Raw genomic sequence first — 14988 nt, 5'->3', positions numbered from 1 at the left:
CTTAAGAGGAATTCAGTTTGCTGCCAGATAAAAGCATGAACTCAACGCTGATAGATAGAGTGACAATACTGGCTCAATCAGGGCATCACGCTGATGCAATTCAGATATGGTGTGAAGCCCAGAATATGGATCCTGCCGAGCCTTCAGGACTCTTTGTGTTAGCATCGCTTTTGATTGAAAACAATGCCGCCGCAGCAGCATGTGAGGTATTTGAGAGGGTTCTGAGTGCGGCACCTGCTTATCATGTTTGCCGCTATCAGTATGGTTTTTTGTTGGTGAATTTAGGTAACCTTCCAGCGGCACTGAGGCAGTTTGAATACTTAGAGGAACAAATTGATCTACCCAATTTCCTCATGCATTTTACGAACGGTTTTTGTGTCCTGCTAAAAAACGATGACACAGACAGTGCCATAAACCTGTTTCGGCAAGGTATTGAAAGTAACGTAAGTATTGAAGAGATTAATCTTGATATACAACATATCATCGACTTGTTGCGGCCAGAAGACGCTGAATTTAAAACAGGGTTGAATCATTCTCTCTTGCTGAATGTCTACAATAATCATGATTGATAAACTAAATCGTACTGACCTTATTTCCCGCACGTCGTCCGGCAAAGTGGATGTGAAAAAAGCGCCAGACAACATGTCAACTGCAAATAAACCACCTTTGCAGCAAAATGAAGTCAACACACTGATTAGTCTTTATCGGGAAGAGAAAGATCTTGGACTCTTACGTAAACGTTTGGTCTCCCATCTGATACGACACCAGTTTGGGGATGCTTTTTTACTCAGCAGGTCCACTCAGCAAATGCTGTCTTCCATTGAAGACACCCTAAGCAAAAACCCACTTTGCGACAAACTGTTAAAACAAATCATAGATGAAGCGGTTAAATGACTCGTGGTGAACTACAAATACTGGATCGCAAATGATCTAAAAGCATACTATTTAAATACTTGGCTAAAATTTTTGAAATTCGCATTGATGAATAAGTGTAAACAACACAGACAAACCATTAAATTGAAATTTCAGCTATTCTACCTGCTGACAAAGCAAAGAATGATTTAGCAACATGGCAAAATGTCTCCATCTGCCTTTCGAGAGCTTGCTCGGCATTCATCCTTTGTTAAAAAGTACAATTGCCAAATTACACGGTTTGATGTACTGCGCCAGCATCAACGATATTACTCCTGAAGGTCTGCATCGACTGATTAACCTTTATCCTATCTGTGTTGTTAAAAGTAGAGAGAAATCAGTTGATGGATATTTTGTTATTGCTGGTTTGAGGCAATATGAATTGCTGTGTGCGTACCATGCAAGCACTGATTATCAGGAAGTAGCCGCGATTTCACCACTACATACTTTGCAAGTCAGAGAATTCAGTAAGCTCAAAGACAGTGAAATTTTCGCCATGGCAATGGATGATCTTACCGGTAGTGCACTTCTTTTTTCATTTGGCAGTAAAGTCGCGGCACAAATGGATATCCTCAAATCTGCTGTTGGTCCCTATTTTGTTTCCGACTATCCCATCTACAAATCGCCACGCAATATAGCCAAAAAAAAAGCAAAAGATGAATGAGCGTCGGTATGTATGAGCAAGCTTTTAAAGATTTAGGTATTACAGACGAAGCACAGCAACAACGTTATACGGCGTTACTCATAGCTATTGACGCCCCTGATTCTCTCTTGGGAATAGTCGGAGTTTTGAATAACATCCTAGGAGCATTCGAGAGTTCCTGGTTCGAGAATGTACTGAGAGATGACCAGTTAGGCTTTTTTATTCGACAAACGCTAGATTCAGCCTTAGAGCTTTTTCTCTTCGGAGGCAGAGGTCTCAGGATGATACGAGTAGTGCGCAGGACAGCAGTTTGGGACGGAGCGAAGAGACGCCCGACAGGGCGAGGCGCAGGAAGCGCCGAGTACTCCTGATGGGGCCCAATACCAGAAAACTAGCAACAATGTAGTTCAACTACTTGATTTACAAAAAGTAGTTTGAAATCAAACCAGCCCAGAGGCATTTTCTTAAGTACGCTTCCAGTTTTTTATAAAATCGACCATAGCCCTTAGTTTGGGAGCCATGTTTTCCCTGTTTGGATAAAAGAAATAGAAGCCCGAGTAATAAGGTAAGTAAGCTTCGAGCAGAGGAACTAAAGCTCCGGCTTTAATGTGGGATTGGAAGGTTTCTTCTGCGGCAAAGGTTATGCCGCCACCTGCAAGAGCTGTGCGAAGCATCAACTGCAGATCATTAGTGGTTATGCAGGGACCAACAGACACATCAAAATCTTGCCCGTTTTCAGTAAACTCCCAGTGGTAAGGGCTGTTGTTTAGTTTCGGACGCCAGCCAATGCATCTGTGATTCAATAAGTCTCTGGGGTGCTCTGGCTTGCCGTATTGTTCAATATAACAAGGAGCTGCTACGACCATATCGCGTTGTAAGCCAGATATAGCCAGTGCGATCATGTCCTGCTCTATGCTGTCACCCAGGCGCACCCCTGCATCAAACCCGGCTTTCACAATGTCGAACTCGTCATCTGTTACCGTAATATCTAATTCAATCTCTGGATATTGTTCTGAAAAAGCGGTAATCAATTGGCCCGATAAAAATGGTTCTGCAATAGATGTCACCGCAATTTTCAGCTGCCCACGCGGAGTTTTATAACTCGCAATGTTTTCAAGCGAAGATTGCATAGTATTCAGCTGAGCACTGACGAGGCTGAATAAATGTTCACCTGTCTCAGTTAATTTTACGCTTCTGGTTGTACGGGTGAACAGCGCTATGCCCAGCTGATTTTCAAGCTTGCGTATCATCTGACTGACGGCCGAGCGTGTAATACCTAAACGGTTTGCTGCGGCCTGAAAGTTGCTCTCTTCAGCGACTGCCGTAAACACAGGCAGAATGTTCAGGTCAATCTTCATTGTCATCGTTTGCTTACCAATATGTAAACCAATAGCCATCTACTGAAAACAATATCCCTTTTTTATACTGCTTATGCAAGTTGAGACATAGCTCTAAAACATCAACCACACTACAGATAAACGAGGGAACTTATGAACTATTTAGCCACAACACTTTCTTTAGTACTTTGCTCAGCTCTGGTTGCAGGAGGGGTTCAGGCTGCAGAAAAATCCTGTGCTCAAACAGGAGCGAATGCACCTTTAGCCTTGCATAAACACTGGATTATGGAGGGCTGGGAAAAAAGGAAAAATGATGCTGAATTTGTATTCGCGAAAAAAATGGCTCGTTATTACGATCTGAACAATCCGGCAGGCATTTTTTGGGATAATTTTGCCCCAGGCAAAACTCAGTTGTTTGATAACGCATCTGTTTACGGTGCCAACTGGGAAGGACTTCAGGCCAACGCTGAATCTGTCCGTCATGCTCTGACAGAAGGCCACAGTGAATTGATTAGCGATAAAGTGGCATCAACTACTCTGGGTTTTGTAGGAACTTTGACCCCAAAATCGGGGGATGTTATCGCCTTTAACGCACGCTCTCAGTTAGGCTGGCAGTGCATTGCAGGGGAATGGAAAATTCGTCAGGAACTGAATTATGCATGGGTGGTAAAGCCGGAAGATATTGCCTCTTATTACCAGGCAATGGAGGAGGGAAAGTAATGGCCGGACAGATGAACCAAGAGTTACATCCTTATGTGGGTATGTGGGTGACTGAAGATCAGCATATACGTCACCAGCTTCTGCCGAATAACCGTTATATAGAAGCCCGTGGAACCAAAGAGAAAGCCTATCAGGGACGTTATCAGATCACTGGTAACTACATTGAATATTGGGATGACACGGGTTTTACTGCCGACGGTGAATTTATAAATAATGTGCTTTATCATGCAGGTATGGTTTTACGTCCGCTGTAAAACTTACTTTGAATATGATGGTGTAAAGAGACTATTTTTCAGCCCCTGTGCTGGTCTTTAGCTACAGTAGCGAAGGGGTTCTTTAGCTGTGGTAAACAGCTTTTGAACCTCTTCAGTTCAGCCGCAGATATAGAGCAAATTAAGCGGTATTTTGCTTGTTGTATCTTTCTAATCTCCCTATATTATCAAGCTAAACCCATCGAAACAGACGATACATATGTTAGACGCCGTTACCCTCGATCAGCTCCGAACATTTATTGCCGCTGCCGAAGAAGGTAGTTTTTCGGCGGCCGGCAGGAAAATAAGACGGGCTCAATCCGTTGTCAGTCAAACATTGGCAAATCTGGAATTGCAGCTTGGTGTGACTTTGTTTGATAGAACTGGACGTTACCCGCAATTGACAGCTCAAGGCAGGGCTTTGCTGCATGACGCGCGCACTGTAGCCAATAATATGGATGGGTTTAAGGCGAGAGCATCCACGATGCGGGAGGGTCTCGAACCCGAAATTTCCGTTGCAGTGGATGTGATGTTCCCGCTCGAGGGATTGACTCGCGCAGCGGGATACTGCCGCGAAGCTTTTCCTCACACCCCTTTGCGGCTCTATGTCGAAGCACTTGGAGGCGTGATAAAACCAGTGCTGGACGGAACCTGCCGAATTGGGATTATAGGGACTCTGCCGCACGTACCTGACGAGTTAAAATCAGAGCCATTATTTGAATTAGCCTTTGTTACTGTCGTTTCCGCTGAACACCCACTTGCTGCCATTAAAGACCCCATCACCACAACGGAACTTGCGGAACAGGTTCAGCTCATGCTAACGGACCGCACCTCATTGTCCGATGGGAAAAACTTTGGTGTCTTATCTCCTTTGACCTGGAAACTTGCCGACCTGGGGGCAAAACATGCGTTTTTAAAAGCCGGTTTTGGTTGGGGACATATGCCATTGCATCTGGTAGAACGCGATATTGCAGAAGGCACTCTGGTAAAGATTGTGATTGCTGGTAATGAAACCCAATATTCCAGATTGCCCATGCAGGTCGTCTATCGCAAAGATGCACCGCCGGGGCCCGCTGGCAGAGCTTTTATCGACCAATTAAAGTAGTCAGGTTGTCAACGATTGGTGATGCTGTTTTTAAAAAGCAGGCCGCATATCTCACAACCCAGCACTGTGAATCCGGTCGAACAGTTGGACATAAAGGTCGCTCCGTCTGAGTGTATTCAAAGACAGTAACGACCTTCGTTTCGCAGCTAAAGGCAAGGCTGTTCATAATAGAAGCTTACGGAATAAGGATCTGCGTGCCGAATTTACGCCGTGACGCAATATCATCATGTGCAGCGGCGGCCTGCGTCAATGGATAACGTGTGACCTCCAGCTGTCCAAACACACCGCGGCGGTAAGCGTCAAAAACCGCTTTTGTCACTTGAGGGAGAGACGCCTGAACGTGTTGCGCCATTGGACCGCTGGTCATCTTCACTCTCCTTGCTGCCAACTGCTGTTGATCGATGGACGGCTGGCCTGATGCCGCCCCGATCATCACTATAGTTCCGCCATCCCGAACCACCTGTGCTGATGTCGCAAAAGTCGCTTGGCCAACCAGTTCGTAAACCACATCTACGCCACCTGGTGCAATAGTACGGATCTGTGTGTCAAGATCCGGGTCGTCAGACAGTAAGGCATGGTCAATAGAACCGGCAAGTGCAACACGTTTCGTTTCCGAGCCCGCTGTGCCTATCACTGTGGCTCCAAGTGCTTTGGCCCAACGTGCAATAAGCAATCCGACGCCACCCGAAGCGCCTTGGACCAGCACTGTTTCTCCCGCTTTTAACGAATAAAAGCCATTAAGTGCAGCCCAAGCCGTTAAGCCTTTGGTCAGAACAGTAACCACTTGTTCTGAAGTCAGATCGTCCGGTACCTTGATTAAGTCGGTAGCCTTAATAAGACGAACTTCGGCATAACTACCTGGGCTCAGAAAATAGGCGACCCGATCCCCGACCATGAAATTATCCACATCAGGGCCTATAGCTTCGATGATGCCAGCGCCTTCAACACCAGCCACAGACGGCAGAGGGACAGAGAAAACGCCCTGGCGAAATAATGTATCGATGAAATTCACGCCAATGGCCTCCTGGCGCAGGCGTACCTGACCTGAGCCGGGAATGCCAACCTGTTCATCTTCAATCTTCAGCACATCGGCAGAGCCATATTGGTGAAAACGTATAGTAGTGCTCATGTTCAATTCCTTAATAGTGTTTGTAGTGACTCAATACATAGCTGGTTATCCGTAGTTCAGTGTCAGGCAAAGGCTTTATCTGAACGGCATAAGTCAAAGTGTAAACACCGGCCATATATTTTTGTAGCCTATATTATTCAATACAAACCATCTGAATTTCAGATACATCAGATGATTCTCTACACTGTCAGCGACTCACACTCAAGCCGCACCCAAAGCGAGCTAAAGCCAGTAATGCGGCTGGTACCAGCCCAGATGATGTAAAAGAAACAGCCTGCAAATGCAGGCTGTGTTGACTTACCAGGGTTGATTGGTTGGCAGCACGAAAATTTCGGCTACGTTGACATGCGCAGGGGCCTGGAGGGCAAAAAGCACAGTGTTGGCAATATCTTCTGCCTTCAGAAAGGTCATTTGTTGCTTTAAACCTTCCATTTGCTGGCGGTAGTTTTCATCTGAAATATGTTCAAACAATTCAGATTCGACAGCTCCGGGCTGAATGCAGGTCACCCGGACGTTGTGTTTAGGTGCAACTTCCAGTCTTAAGCCTTCAGAGAAAGCGGTCACCGCATGTTTAGTGGCGCAATACACACTCAGGCCAGGAAACACCTTACGCCCGGCAATGGAAGAGGTGTTCACTATATGTCCGCTGCCCTGACGTTGCATATAAGGTAAAACGGCTGCAGTGGTATTGAGCAGTCCCTGCACATTCACATCCAGCATCTGTTGCCATTCGAGCGTCTTTAACTGTTCAACGTCTGAAATTGGCATCAAACCTGCGTTATTAAACGCTATGTCGATTGAGCCATAAGTACTGGCCAGTAACTCTACTCCGGTTTGCACAGAGTCAGGATCCGTAACATCCATGGTCAGAACCAGGGCTTCTCCACCCGCATGACGGATCTGAGCAGCCAGTTCTTCCAGTTGCTGACTGCGCCTTGCAGCTAACCCAACTTTGACACCAGCTTGCGCCAGTTTTAAGGCTGTGGCTTTACCAATACCGCTGGATGCACCTGTAATTAATGCGACTTTGTGTTGAATACTCATAGATCACCTCTGTTTCAGCAATTTTTGATTCACTAAAACCCTGATGTTTTAGCGTGTGCTGATAGTGACAGTGATACAGGCAAGCCGCCGCTGCGCTTTTGAGCAGACTGTTGTGATTTTGCTATGCAGTGAGTTTTTCAGTGATTATAAGGGGCCATTTCTGTACTGGATTGGAGTTACTCCGACTTCACGTTTAAACAACTGACTGAAGTGGCTAGGGTTTTGATAACCGACCTGTAAGGCTATATCGATAACAGGATCGTTGCTTTGTCTTAAGAGTCGTTGTGCTAACTCAATACGCAACCGAATTTGATACTGAGAAGGCGATACACCTGTGGATTTTTTGAATGCCCGGCAAAAATGAGCCTCAGTGAGTTCAGCAACCTGAGCTAAAGCGGACAGCTGAAAAGGTTCTGCCAGCTGTTGTTCTAACAGCCTCAGTACTTTTTGCAATTTAAAAGCTGGAAGGCCTCCTTTGAATACAGTTCTGTTTTTGTCGCTGCCATAATGGCGCAGCAAATAAACTGTCAGACTTTGCCCCAGGCCTTGCATCATAAGTTGGCTGCTTTTGTTTTGCATCAGTTCCGTCTGAATTTGTCTCAGATAAAAACTCAGTGTTGGATCTTGTTGCGCTGACAGCTCCTTCAAACCTATGTCTTTAGCGCTGTGGCCATAAAGATCAAAAAAAGCGCTTTGCAGCAGAGGTAAACTCAAATACAAATGCATCACGATAAAGGCATCTGTTGCTGTACTTTGCCAGCATAATTCGGAAGGAGTGCTGCTGCAGGTTAAAAAGAAGTCTCCCTTTTTGGCCTGGCTGAAGTGCCATTCTCCATCCAATTCCCTCTCTCCGACTCTGGCTTCACCTGAAACCACCCATACCAACAGAGGTTCTGGTACTGCAGGGATAAGAAGAGAATTCTGTTGCTGGTGACGGTGAAATATCTGCGCCAACAAGCCTTTATCAGCCTGATGAACATTGGAGAATAACAAAGTACCTGGAACTTGCTGATCCAGTGACAATGGGGAACTCAGTTCAATATGCATGGCATTGTTCAAACAAGATGTCGTAAAACCATCATATCTGATTCCGCAACACTATACAGTTCTGCCAGTGCTTAGAGCCACTGCTCATCTAAAAGCTGCGACTGATTACGTGGATAATCTGGCAAAACGACAGTGCTTTACTGTTATTGGCATTGGCCAGTCTCCTCCTTCCGAAGCGTTTGAAAAACGGTACTGAATATGCGGGCTGGCGAGTATCAGGAGATGTTTTGGGCAAGATGAGCATTCCGACAGGTTGCTTGATCACATGCTGCCCTGCCATACCTCTGGAGTGGCAAGTGCTTTAGGGGAAGCCCAATCGACGCTTCAAATGTGAACATTTGTAAAACAAAGAATAAAGGGTACAAAGATTGCTTTAAATCAGCACTATTTTAAAAAGGAGCTGATGATGAACATTTTGGGCGGAATAGCACCTAACAACTCAGTTGAGAAATTTTCAAATGGCATAATTCAGAATACATATGAAAAGACGCCAGAACAAAAAACTGAGGAAACTCCGAGCTCAATAGTGAAATTGTCTGATGAAGCGATACGATCTTCGCAATCAGGAGCCTCTGCAAAAGACATTCGAATTCCTGATGTTTTTGGTTCAACTTCACACAGAATACCACCACAACCTGCAAGTGCTTTGGAGGAGATGGTGTATGGACGAGGAGGACAAAAAATTGACTTTACAGCATCGCCGCCACGCTGGCCAACGGACAATAAGGTTTTGGACTATCAAACCTGGCTTAACTACGAAAAAGAAATAGATAAACAGGCCAATGATCGTATTGAAATTTACGAGCGCGCAATCGAAACGGGTTTGTCAAAAGAGGAAATCATTGAACAAATAAAAAGTTACAACAACAAATTGCACCCGAGATATTTTCACAATTCATCTGTAGCTGAGCGACCGGATGATATAGAAAGGGAATTGTATAAAACACCACCGAAGGGTAGTTTTACGCCTGACATTATGACCCAACGTCAGGCTGACTACGACACTATGGTGAACTCGATGACAAAACATGTCAAAGAAATGAAAAAGTACATGGTGTAAGGGTTAGGGCCACTTTTTAACGTGGCCCCTCATATACTTAACCTACCCCGGATACTTCTCCACCCGCAACTCATCAGCTCGAATAGCACGCTCCGCATCAGCCTCTACTTGCCAGCCTTGCAGATTATTTTTAATCAACTGACATAAAGCGTCGATATGCGCAGGTTCGGCGTTTAATGCTGTGATGTATTCGTAACGTTCGCCACCGGCATGCAGGAAATACTCTTTATTTTCTTCGCCAATTTCTTCAATAGTTTCAAGGCAATCAGCAGCAAAGCCAGGGCAAAACACCTGAACGCTTTTTACGCCCTGAGCTGGCAACGCCTTTAAGGTTTCATCTGTGTAAGGTTTTAACCACTCTTCGCGGCCAAAACGCGACTGGAAAGTGGTGAGATACTGCTCTTTCGTCAGCCCCAACTCCTCAGCAATTAAGCGCGAGGTTTTATAGCATTCACAGTGATAAGGGTCGCCATTGAGTAAATAACGTTTTGGAATGCCGTGGTAAGACAAAATCAGTTTTTCGGCCTGACCATGTTGTTGCCAGTGCTGGCGAATTTTTTCCGCAGCGGCACGAATAAAAGGGGCGTAGTCAGGATAATGCGAGATAAAACGTAAATCAGGTAACCAGCGCCGACGCATAAAGTTAGTGGCCAGCTCATCGAAAGTCGAAGCTGAAGTAGAGCCCGAATACTGTGGATACAAAGGCAATACCAGCAACTTACGCACGCCCTGCGCAAACATTTTATCCAGCACAGTATCAAAACTTGGGTTGCCATAACGCATCGCAAAATCGACTACCACATCATGCATGCCTTGTTGCTGCAACTGCGCAGCAATAGCATCGCTTTGCGCCTGAGTATTAAACAGAAGCGGCGAGCCCTGATCGGTAAAAACTGTGGCATAAGCTTTGGCCGAGCGGCGTGGCCGGAATTGCAATATCACGCAATTTAAAATCAGCCACCACAATAAACGTGGTACTTCCACCACTCTTGGGTCAGATAAAAACTGCTTCAAATAACGCTTCAGCGCTTTAGGAGTTGGCTCATCAGGTGTGCCTAAATTGGTCAGCAAAATACCAATTTTGTCGTTTTGCTTATGATCATAGTTGGGGGTGTTGATATAACGCATCGCAGATTAATTACTCTTCTGGCTAAGTGAACTTAGTTTACGTCAATTCGACATAAAAGGTTTACCAGAAAAATCAGCCGGATAAGCATTTTTTGTAGAAAACTCTGTGCCGCACAAGTTTTGGTTTAGCTTCGATAACTTCCATTGTTTTAGGTTAAAACAGTAGATATTGCATGTCTTTGTAAAATGCAGCTAGAAACACTCAGGGATAAACCAAAGCAAGCTCGTACTTTCCAGCCAGCTTTGTTATGTTGTGGTTTTCACTGCGGGCAGCGGTATAAAGCGGCATGAAGCATTACCAGATTGACAAAGTAAACACTAAAAACTGGCTGAATGAACAGGAAACAAGCCAGATCACTAGTCTGATTGCCAGCAGCTTTAAAGGCGTGGATAGCCAGGCTTATTTTCAGCATTACTTTAATAACCCGGTTTTCTATCAGCGTTGTGTAAGGCTGTTTTATCAGCAGGATCAACTGGTTGGCTACTGCTTACTTACCTTTCGCAAAAACACTGATAACAGCATAGTGATGGGCGCATCGGCCGCTTTTCTGGGCAGCTACAGAGGCAATAACAACACTTTTGCATTTTCATTTTTATGGGCGCTTAAAACCTGGCTAAGCCATATCAATCACAACCTGTATTACCTCGACACCATGCTAAGCCCGGCTATGTACCGCGCCATGGGTAAAAAAGTCGCCTTTATTTACCCCAACCCTGCCATGACAGAAAACGAAATTCAGCTGTATCAGGCCTTAGTACCAGACGCAGAACCCAGCCAATGGCAGAACCTCGCCTGCTTAAAAACCGTAGGCCGCTCCACCAATTACAGTGACGACGAAGTACAAAGTTTAAAAGCCAGCAGCAAAGCAGAAATTGCCTTTTACTGCCAGCTCAACCCTAACTTCTCACAAGGCAGCGCCTTGCTGGTGTTAATTCCTGTCAATTTGAAGCAAATTGTTTGTACAGGGTGGAAGTGGTTAAAAAGCTTGGTTCGCGGGAACTAAGGCGTGTGATCTACCTCGATAAAAAATAGCAAAGGGACCACGAATGCCGTTTTGTCAAAAAGAGAGATCGCCCTATCCTGCTCACATTCGTTCAGGAATAAAACTCGTAACTTGATGCCAACCTCTCGCAGTGCTAGGCTTGTGTTATCTATTAACACAGTGGTAATTACTAATGGCCAGAACAACGAGCATTACTATAGGTTCTCAACTGGATGAGTTTGTAGGCAAACTGATTGAATCTGGACGATATGGGTCAACCAGTGAAGTAGTTCGTTCAGCCTTACGCTTGCTGGAACAACAAGAAAATCAGACAACGGCACTCAGAAATGCTGTTGAAGCTGGTGAGAAGAGCGGAGAAAGTGATCTGAGTCTGCAAGACATAGCTGCTGAGCTAAAACGGAAACACAATGTATAAACTGTCTAAGCTAGCTGTGGAAGACTTCACGGCTATCTATGAATATACATTGCTTAACTTTGGTGTTCGTCAGGCAGACATATACACCAGCCAACTGGAAAAAACCTTTCACTTTCTTTACAGCTCTCCGCTTATGGGACATGACTGTCCGGAAATAGCTTCTGGGGTACGTCGGCATGATCACCAACGGCACGCCATCTTTTACCGAAAACGTGAAAAAGATATTTTTGTCATCAGATTACTGCATCAACAGATGGAGCCCTTGAAGCATTTCTTCGAGCTATAGCCGTTATTTTTACCACAAAGCTATGCACCAGACCGATTCAGTTCACCCACACTTTCTGTTAAACTCCACCGCGCCTTTTTTCAGCCACAGAAGAAGTGAAGATGACTCTTGCAACTCAGGTCCTGGCGGTCAATGACGACTTGCCTATTCGTACAGATTTACCTGTTCATTCAGGTAAAGTTCGCAGTGTGTACTGGCTGACTGCCGCTGACAGCGAGCGGTTGATCCGGGAAAAAAATTACCCTGTAGCACCAGACACGCCGCTGGCCATTATGGTGATCAGCGACCGCATCTCCGCTTTTGACTGCATCTGGCATGGCGAAAATGGCTTAAACGGTGTGCCTGGCAAAGGCGCGGCGTTAAACGCTATATCGAATCACTGGTTTGCCTTGTTTAAACAACATGGTTTAGCCGACAGTCATATTCTGGATATTCCGCACCCGCTGGTGTGGATAGTGCAAAAAGCCCGTCCGCTGAAAATTGAAGCTATAGCCCGTCAGTACATTACTGGCTCTATGTGGCGCGCTTACAGCAAAGGCGAACGTGAATTCTGTGGTATTACCCTGCCTGAAGGCCTGCAAAAAGATCAAAAACTGCCGGAGATTTTAATTACTCCGTCCACCAAGGGCATTCTGACTGGCTTAGCCGGTGTGCCTGAAGCGGACGATGTAAACATTTCCCGCGCCGATATTGAACGTCATAGCGCTGCCTTTGGTTTTGAACAATTATCCGACATCAGTCTGTACGAAACTCTGTTAAAACAAGGTTTTGGCGTGATAAGCGACGCCCTGGCTGCGCTGGATCAGATGTTTGTTGATACCAAGTTTGAGTTTGGTTATGTCAACGATGCCAATGGCAACAGCAAACTGATTTATATGGACGAAGTGGGCACACCAGACAGCTCACGTATTTGGGATGGCGCCAGCTGGCGCAATGGCAGTATTGTCGAGCAATCGAAAGAAGGCTTCCGTCAGTGGCTGCTGAGCAACTTCCCTGATCCGGATATTTTACTGAATAAAGACCGTATGCCAGAGCGCGCAGCTTTGGCCCGCGACAACGCCTTGCCAACTGAAGTGATGATGGATATTTCCCGCACTTACCTGGGCATAGCGGAAAAAGTCACAGGCCGTAAAATTGAGTTAGCCGCCAATCCTAAAGCCGAAATTATTGAGGTGTTGGGCCGCGAATATGGTTTGATAGCGGAATAAGTGTTTAAGTACAAAGGCTCTATTGCAATGCCAGTCCTATGACTGGCATTGTTGTATCTGAAGCACGCAAAACCTTGTATTTAATGGAGATACCAGATGATCCGCCAGGCAACCTCAGCAGATGCAGCGGCTATTGCAGCCATTTATAACCACTATGTGCTGAATACCAGCGTCACTTTTGAAGAAGAAGCTGTTGCTACTTCACAAATGGCGGAGCGCATTGGGCAGGTAAAAGCGGATGGCTTGCCATGGTTAGTGCTGGAGCAAAACAGTGAAGTGTTGGCTTATGCTTATGCCACTAAATGGCGGGTGCGGTCGGCTTATCGTTTTTCGGTGGAAAGCACTGTTTATGTTAAAGAAGCTGTCACAGCCAAAGGCCTGGGCAGCCAGTTGTATCAGCAACTCCTGGCTGAATTAAAGGCTTTGGGTTTGCATCTGGTGATAGGTGGTATCACTTTACCTAATGAAAAAAGCGTAGCGCTGCATGAAAAGTTTGGTTTCGAGAAATGCGGCCACTTTCAGCAAGTCGGCTTTAAATTTGAGCAGTGGCGCGATGTGGGCTACTGGCAAAAGTTGCTTTAACTGGGTGCTCATCAAAACTCAGTAAGCTAACATACACCGAAGCGTCACAGCTGGTAATTTCCGTTGTTATGGGCATAAGTCGGATTGCGATTTGCCCTCACTGGCTATCTCTGAAATTTCATATTTGAAACAATTCCTTGCATTGGCAGCCACTTCACTTAGCAGTATTCGCATTTTTACTCTGCTCTGGGTATGGTGGTGCCATTAAATCGATTTAGCGGATTATAAAATGAAAGCCTGTTTCCCCCTGTTGTTATGTATTTTACCGGCGTTAATCACAACCACAGTGCTCGCAGAAGAAGCCATATCAAGCCAACCCGAATTAGAAGCGTTGTGGCATACCAAAGATTTGCGGGTGCCTGAGTCTGTGCTTTGGCACCAGCAGCAAAGCAACGGCAAAACCGATACCTTGTTGTTTGTGTCGGAAATTGATGGCCAGGGAAGTGCTGCAGATGCTGTAGGTGGTGTGGCAGTTTTAAATACCGATGGCACAATACGCAATAAAGACTGGCTAAGAGGCTTGAATGCGCCTAAAGGTTTGGCAGTATTTGAGAGCAAACTTTATATCGCTGATTTAACTGAAGTAGTGATTGTGGATATAGCGTCAGCCAAAATACTGCAGAAAATCAAAGCGCCCGATTCGGTGTTTTTAAATGATGTGACTGTTGATGCCAAAGGTGGGGTTTATATTTCGGATACCCGTAAAAACCGGATTTATAAGCTGGAGCAGGACAAAATCAGTAGTTGGCTGGAGAATGTAGAAGCTGCTAATGGTTTAAAAGTAGTGGCTGAACAGCTGTATATTGCAGCTGGCGATAAACTGCTGAAAGTCGATTTAGCTGATCACAACAAGAGCATCACACAAGTTGCAGTTGGTTTTGCTGAGAGGGCTGATGGTCTGGAGCCAGTTGGTAATGGTGACTTTATAGTCAGCTGCTGGGCTGGTCTTGTGTATTACGTTTCTGCAGATGGCCGTATTAAAGAGTTGCTGGACACCAAAGCATTAAAGCTCAATACCGCAGATATTGGCTGGGATCAGACAACTAATACTTTGTATATTCCGACTTTTTTGGGTAATTCAGTCCAGGCTTATAAACTCAGTTATTAACAGCAAGGG

At 45.4% G+C, this 14988-nt stretch carries 18 protein-coding genes; 13 read left to right on the top strand and 5 right to left on the bottom strand.

Annotated elements, in window-relative coordinates:
• The first annotated feature begins 35 nt into the window (after positions 1-35).
• The 3 genes from LSG34_RS11950 to LSG34_RS11940 all read left to right on the top strand — a co-directional run bounded on the left by LSG34_RS11950 (position 36) and on the right by LSG34_RS11940 (position 1576).
• The gene (locus LSG34_RS11950) at positions 36-569 is read left to right on the top strand and encodes a hypothetical protein (RefSeq protein WP_233009326.1); all 534 of its coding nucleotides are present in this window, start codon (positions 36-38) and stop codon (positions 567-569) included.
• The gene (locus LSG34_RS11945; protein ID WP_233009325.1) at positions 562-894 is read left to right on the top strand and encodes a hypothetical protein; all 333 of its coding nucleotides are present in this window, start codon (positions 562-564) and stop codon (positions 892-894) included. The genes LSG34_RS11950 and LSG34_RS11945 overlap by 8 nt, the downstream gene beginning before the upstream one ends.
• 175 nt (positions 895-1069) lie before the next feature.
• Entirely contained in the window at positions 1070-1576 is a 507-nt protein-coding gene (locus LSG34_RS11940; RefSeq protein WP_233009324.1) for a hypothetical protein, read from the top strand.
• A 443-nt stretch (positions 1577-2019) separates the two neighbouring features.
• Here the strand turns inward: LSG34_RS11940 and LSG34_RS11935 are convergent, their stop codons facing one another.
• The gene (locus tag LSG34_RS11935) at positions 2020-2952 is read right to left on the bottom strand and encodes a LysR family transcriptional regulator (protein ID WP_233009323.1); all 933 of its coding nucleotides are present in this window, start codon (positions 2950-2952) and stop codon (positions 2020-2022) included.
• A gap of 93 nt (positions 2953-3045) precedes the next feature.
• On the opposite strand from LSG34_RS11935, the gene LSG34_RS11930 reads away from it, so the two are divergent.
• From LSG34_RS11930 to LSG34_RS11920, 3 genes are all read left to right on the top strand, one after another.
• The gene (locus LSG34_RS11930; protein ID WP_233009322.1) at positions 3046-3612 is read left to right on the top strand and encodes a hypothetical protein; all 567 of its coding nucleotides are present in this window, start codon (positions 3046-3048) and stop codon (positions 3610-3612) included.
• Between the two features lie 11 nt (positions 3613-3623).
• Positions 3624-3866 carry an Atu4866 domain-containing protein gene (locus LSG34_RS11925; RefSeq protein WP_233009321.1) on the top strand — a complete coding sequence of 81 codons (243 nt, stop codon included), beginning with the start codon at positions 3624-3626 and terminating at the stop codon, positions 3864-3866.
• Between the two features lie 217 nt (positions 3867-4083).
• Complete coding sequence (locus LSG34_RS11920) at positions 4084-4968, top strand: LysR family transcriptional regulator (RefSeq protein WP_233009320.1); 885 nt, start codon at positions 4084-4086, stop codon at positions 4966-4968.
• A 175-nt stretch (positions 4969-5143) separates the two neighbouring features.
• Here LSG34_RS11920 and LSG34_RS11915 read toward each other — a convergent pair whose 3' ends face one another.
• The 3 genes from LSG34_RS11915 to LSG34_RS11905 form a co-directional block, all read right to left on the bottom strand.
• A complete protein-coding gene (locus tag LSG34_RS11915) occupies positions 5144-6097 on the bottom strand; it encodes a quinone oxidoreductase family protein (RefSeq protein WP_233009319.1) in 954 nt (317 codons plus the stop codon).
• A gap of 297 nt (positions 6098-6394) precedes the next feature.
• A complete protein-coding gene (locus LSG34_RS11910) occupies positions 6395-7141 on the bottom strand; it encodes an SDR family oxidoreductase (protein ID WP_233009318.1) in 747 nt (248 codons plus the stop codon).
• Positions 7142-7285: 144 nt separating this feature from the next.
• Entirely contained in the window at positions 7286-8188 is a 903-nt protein-coding gene (locus LSG34_RS11905) for a helix-turn-helix domain-containing protein (RefSeq protein ID WP_233009317.1), read from the bottom strand.
• Positions 8189-8594: 406 nt separating this feature from the next.
• On the opposite strand from LSG34_RS11905, the gene LSG34_RS11900 reads away from it, so the two are divergent.
• Positions 8595-9248, top strand: a complete 654-nt coding sequence (locus LSG34_RS11900; protein ID WP_233009316.1) for a hypothetical protein — start codon at positions 8595-8597, stop codon at positions 9246-9248.
• 42 nt (positions 9249-9290) lie between these two features.
• Here the strand turns inward: LSG34_RS11900 and hemH are convergent, their stop codons facing one another.
• Entirely contained in the window at positions 9291-10376 is a 1086-nt protein-coding gene (hemH, locus tag LSG34_RS11895; RefSeq protein WP_233009315.1) for a ferrochelatase, read from the bottom strand.
• A 287-nt stretch (positions 10377-10663) separates the two neighbouring features.
• Here hemH and LSG34_RS11890 point away from each other — a divergent pair, with 287 nt between their 5' ends.
• The 6 genes from LSG34_RS11890 (at position 10664) to LSG34_RS11865 (ending at position 14979) form a co-directional block, all read left to right on the top strand.
• A complete protein-coding gene (locus LSG34_RS11890; protein WP_233009314.1) occupies positions 10664-11380 on the top strand; it encodes a hypothetical protein in 717 nt (238 codons plus the stop codon).
• A 172-nt stretch (positions 11381-11552) separates the two neighbouring features.
• On the top strand, positions 11553-11795 hold the full coding sequence (locus tag LSG34_RS11885) for a type II toxin-antitoxin system ParD family antitoxin (RefSeq protein WP_233009313.1): 243 nt from the start codon (positions 11553-11555) through the stop codon (positions 11793-11795).
• The gene (locus tag LSG34_RS11880; RefSeq protein ID WP_233009312.1) at positions 11788-12081 is read left to right on the top strand and encodes a type II toxin-antitoxin system RelE/ParE family toxin; all 294 of its coding nucleotides are present in this window, start codon (positions 11788-11790) and stop codon (positions 12079-12081) included. The genes LSG34_RS11885 and LSG34_RS11880 overlap by 8 nt, the downstream gene beginning before the upstream one ends.
• Positions 12082-12182: 101 nt before the next feature.
• Positions 12183-13289 (top strand): phosphoribosylaminoimidazolesuccinocarboxamide synthase, encoded by a 1107-nt coding sequence (locus LSG34_RS11875; protein ID WP_233009311.1) that lies wholly within the window; start codon positions 12183-12185, stop codon positions 13287-13289.
• Positions 13290-13385: 96 nt separating this feature from the next.
• The gene (locus LSG34_RS11870; protein WP_233009310.1) at positions 13386-13871 is read left to right on the top strand and encodes an arsinothricin resistance N-acetyltransferase ArsN1 family B; all 486 of its coding nucleotides are present in this window, start codon (positions 13386-13388) and stop codon (positions 13869-13871) included.
• Positions 13872-14100: 229 nt separating this feature from the next.
• On the top strand, positions 14101-14979 hold the full coding sequence (locus LSG34_RS11865; protein ID WP_233009309.1) for an SMP-30/gluconolactonase/LRE family protein: 879 nt from the start codon (positions 14101-14103) through the stop codon (positions 14977-14979).
• The last annotated feature ends 9 nt before the right edge of the window (positions 14980-14988 follow it).

The sequence above is a fragment of the Rheinheimera faecalis genome (genome assembly GCF_021290965.1).
Classification (GTDB): domain Bacteria; phylum Pseudomonadota; class Gammaproteobacteria; order Enterobacterales; family Alteromonadaceae; genus Pararheinheimera; species Pararheinheimera faecalis.
This window is presented reverse-complemented; position numbering and strand designations above follow the sequence as displayed.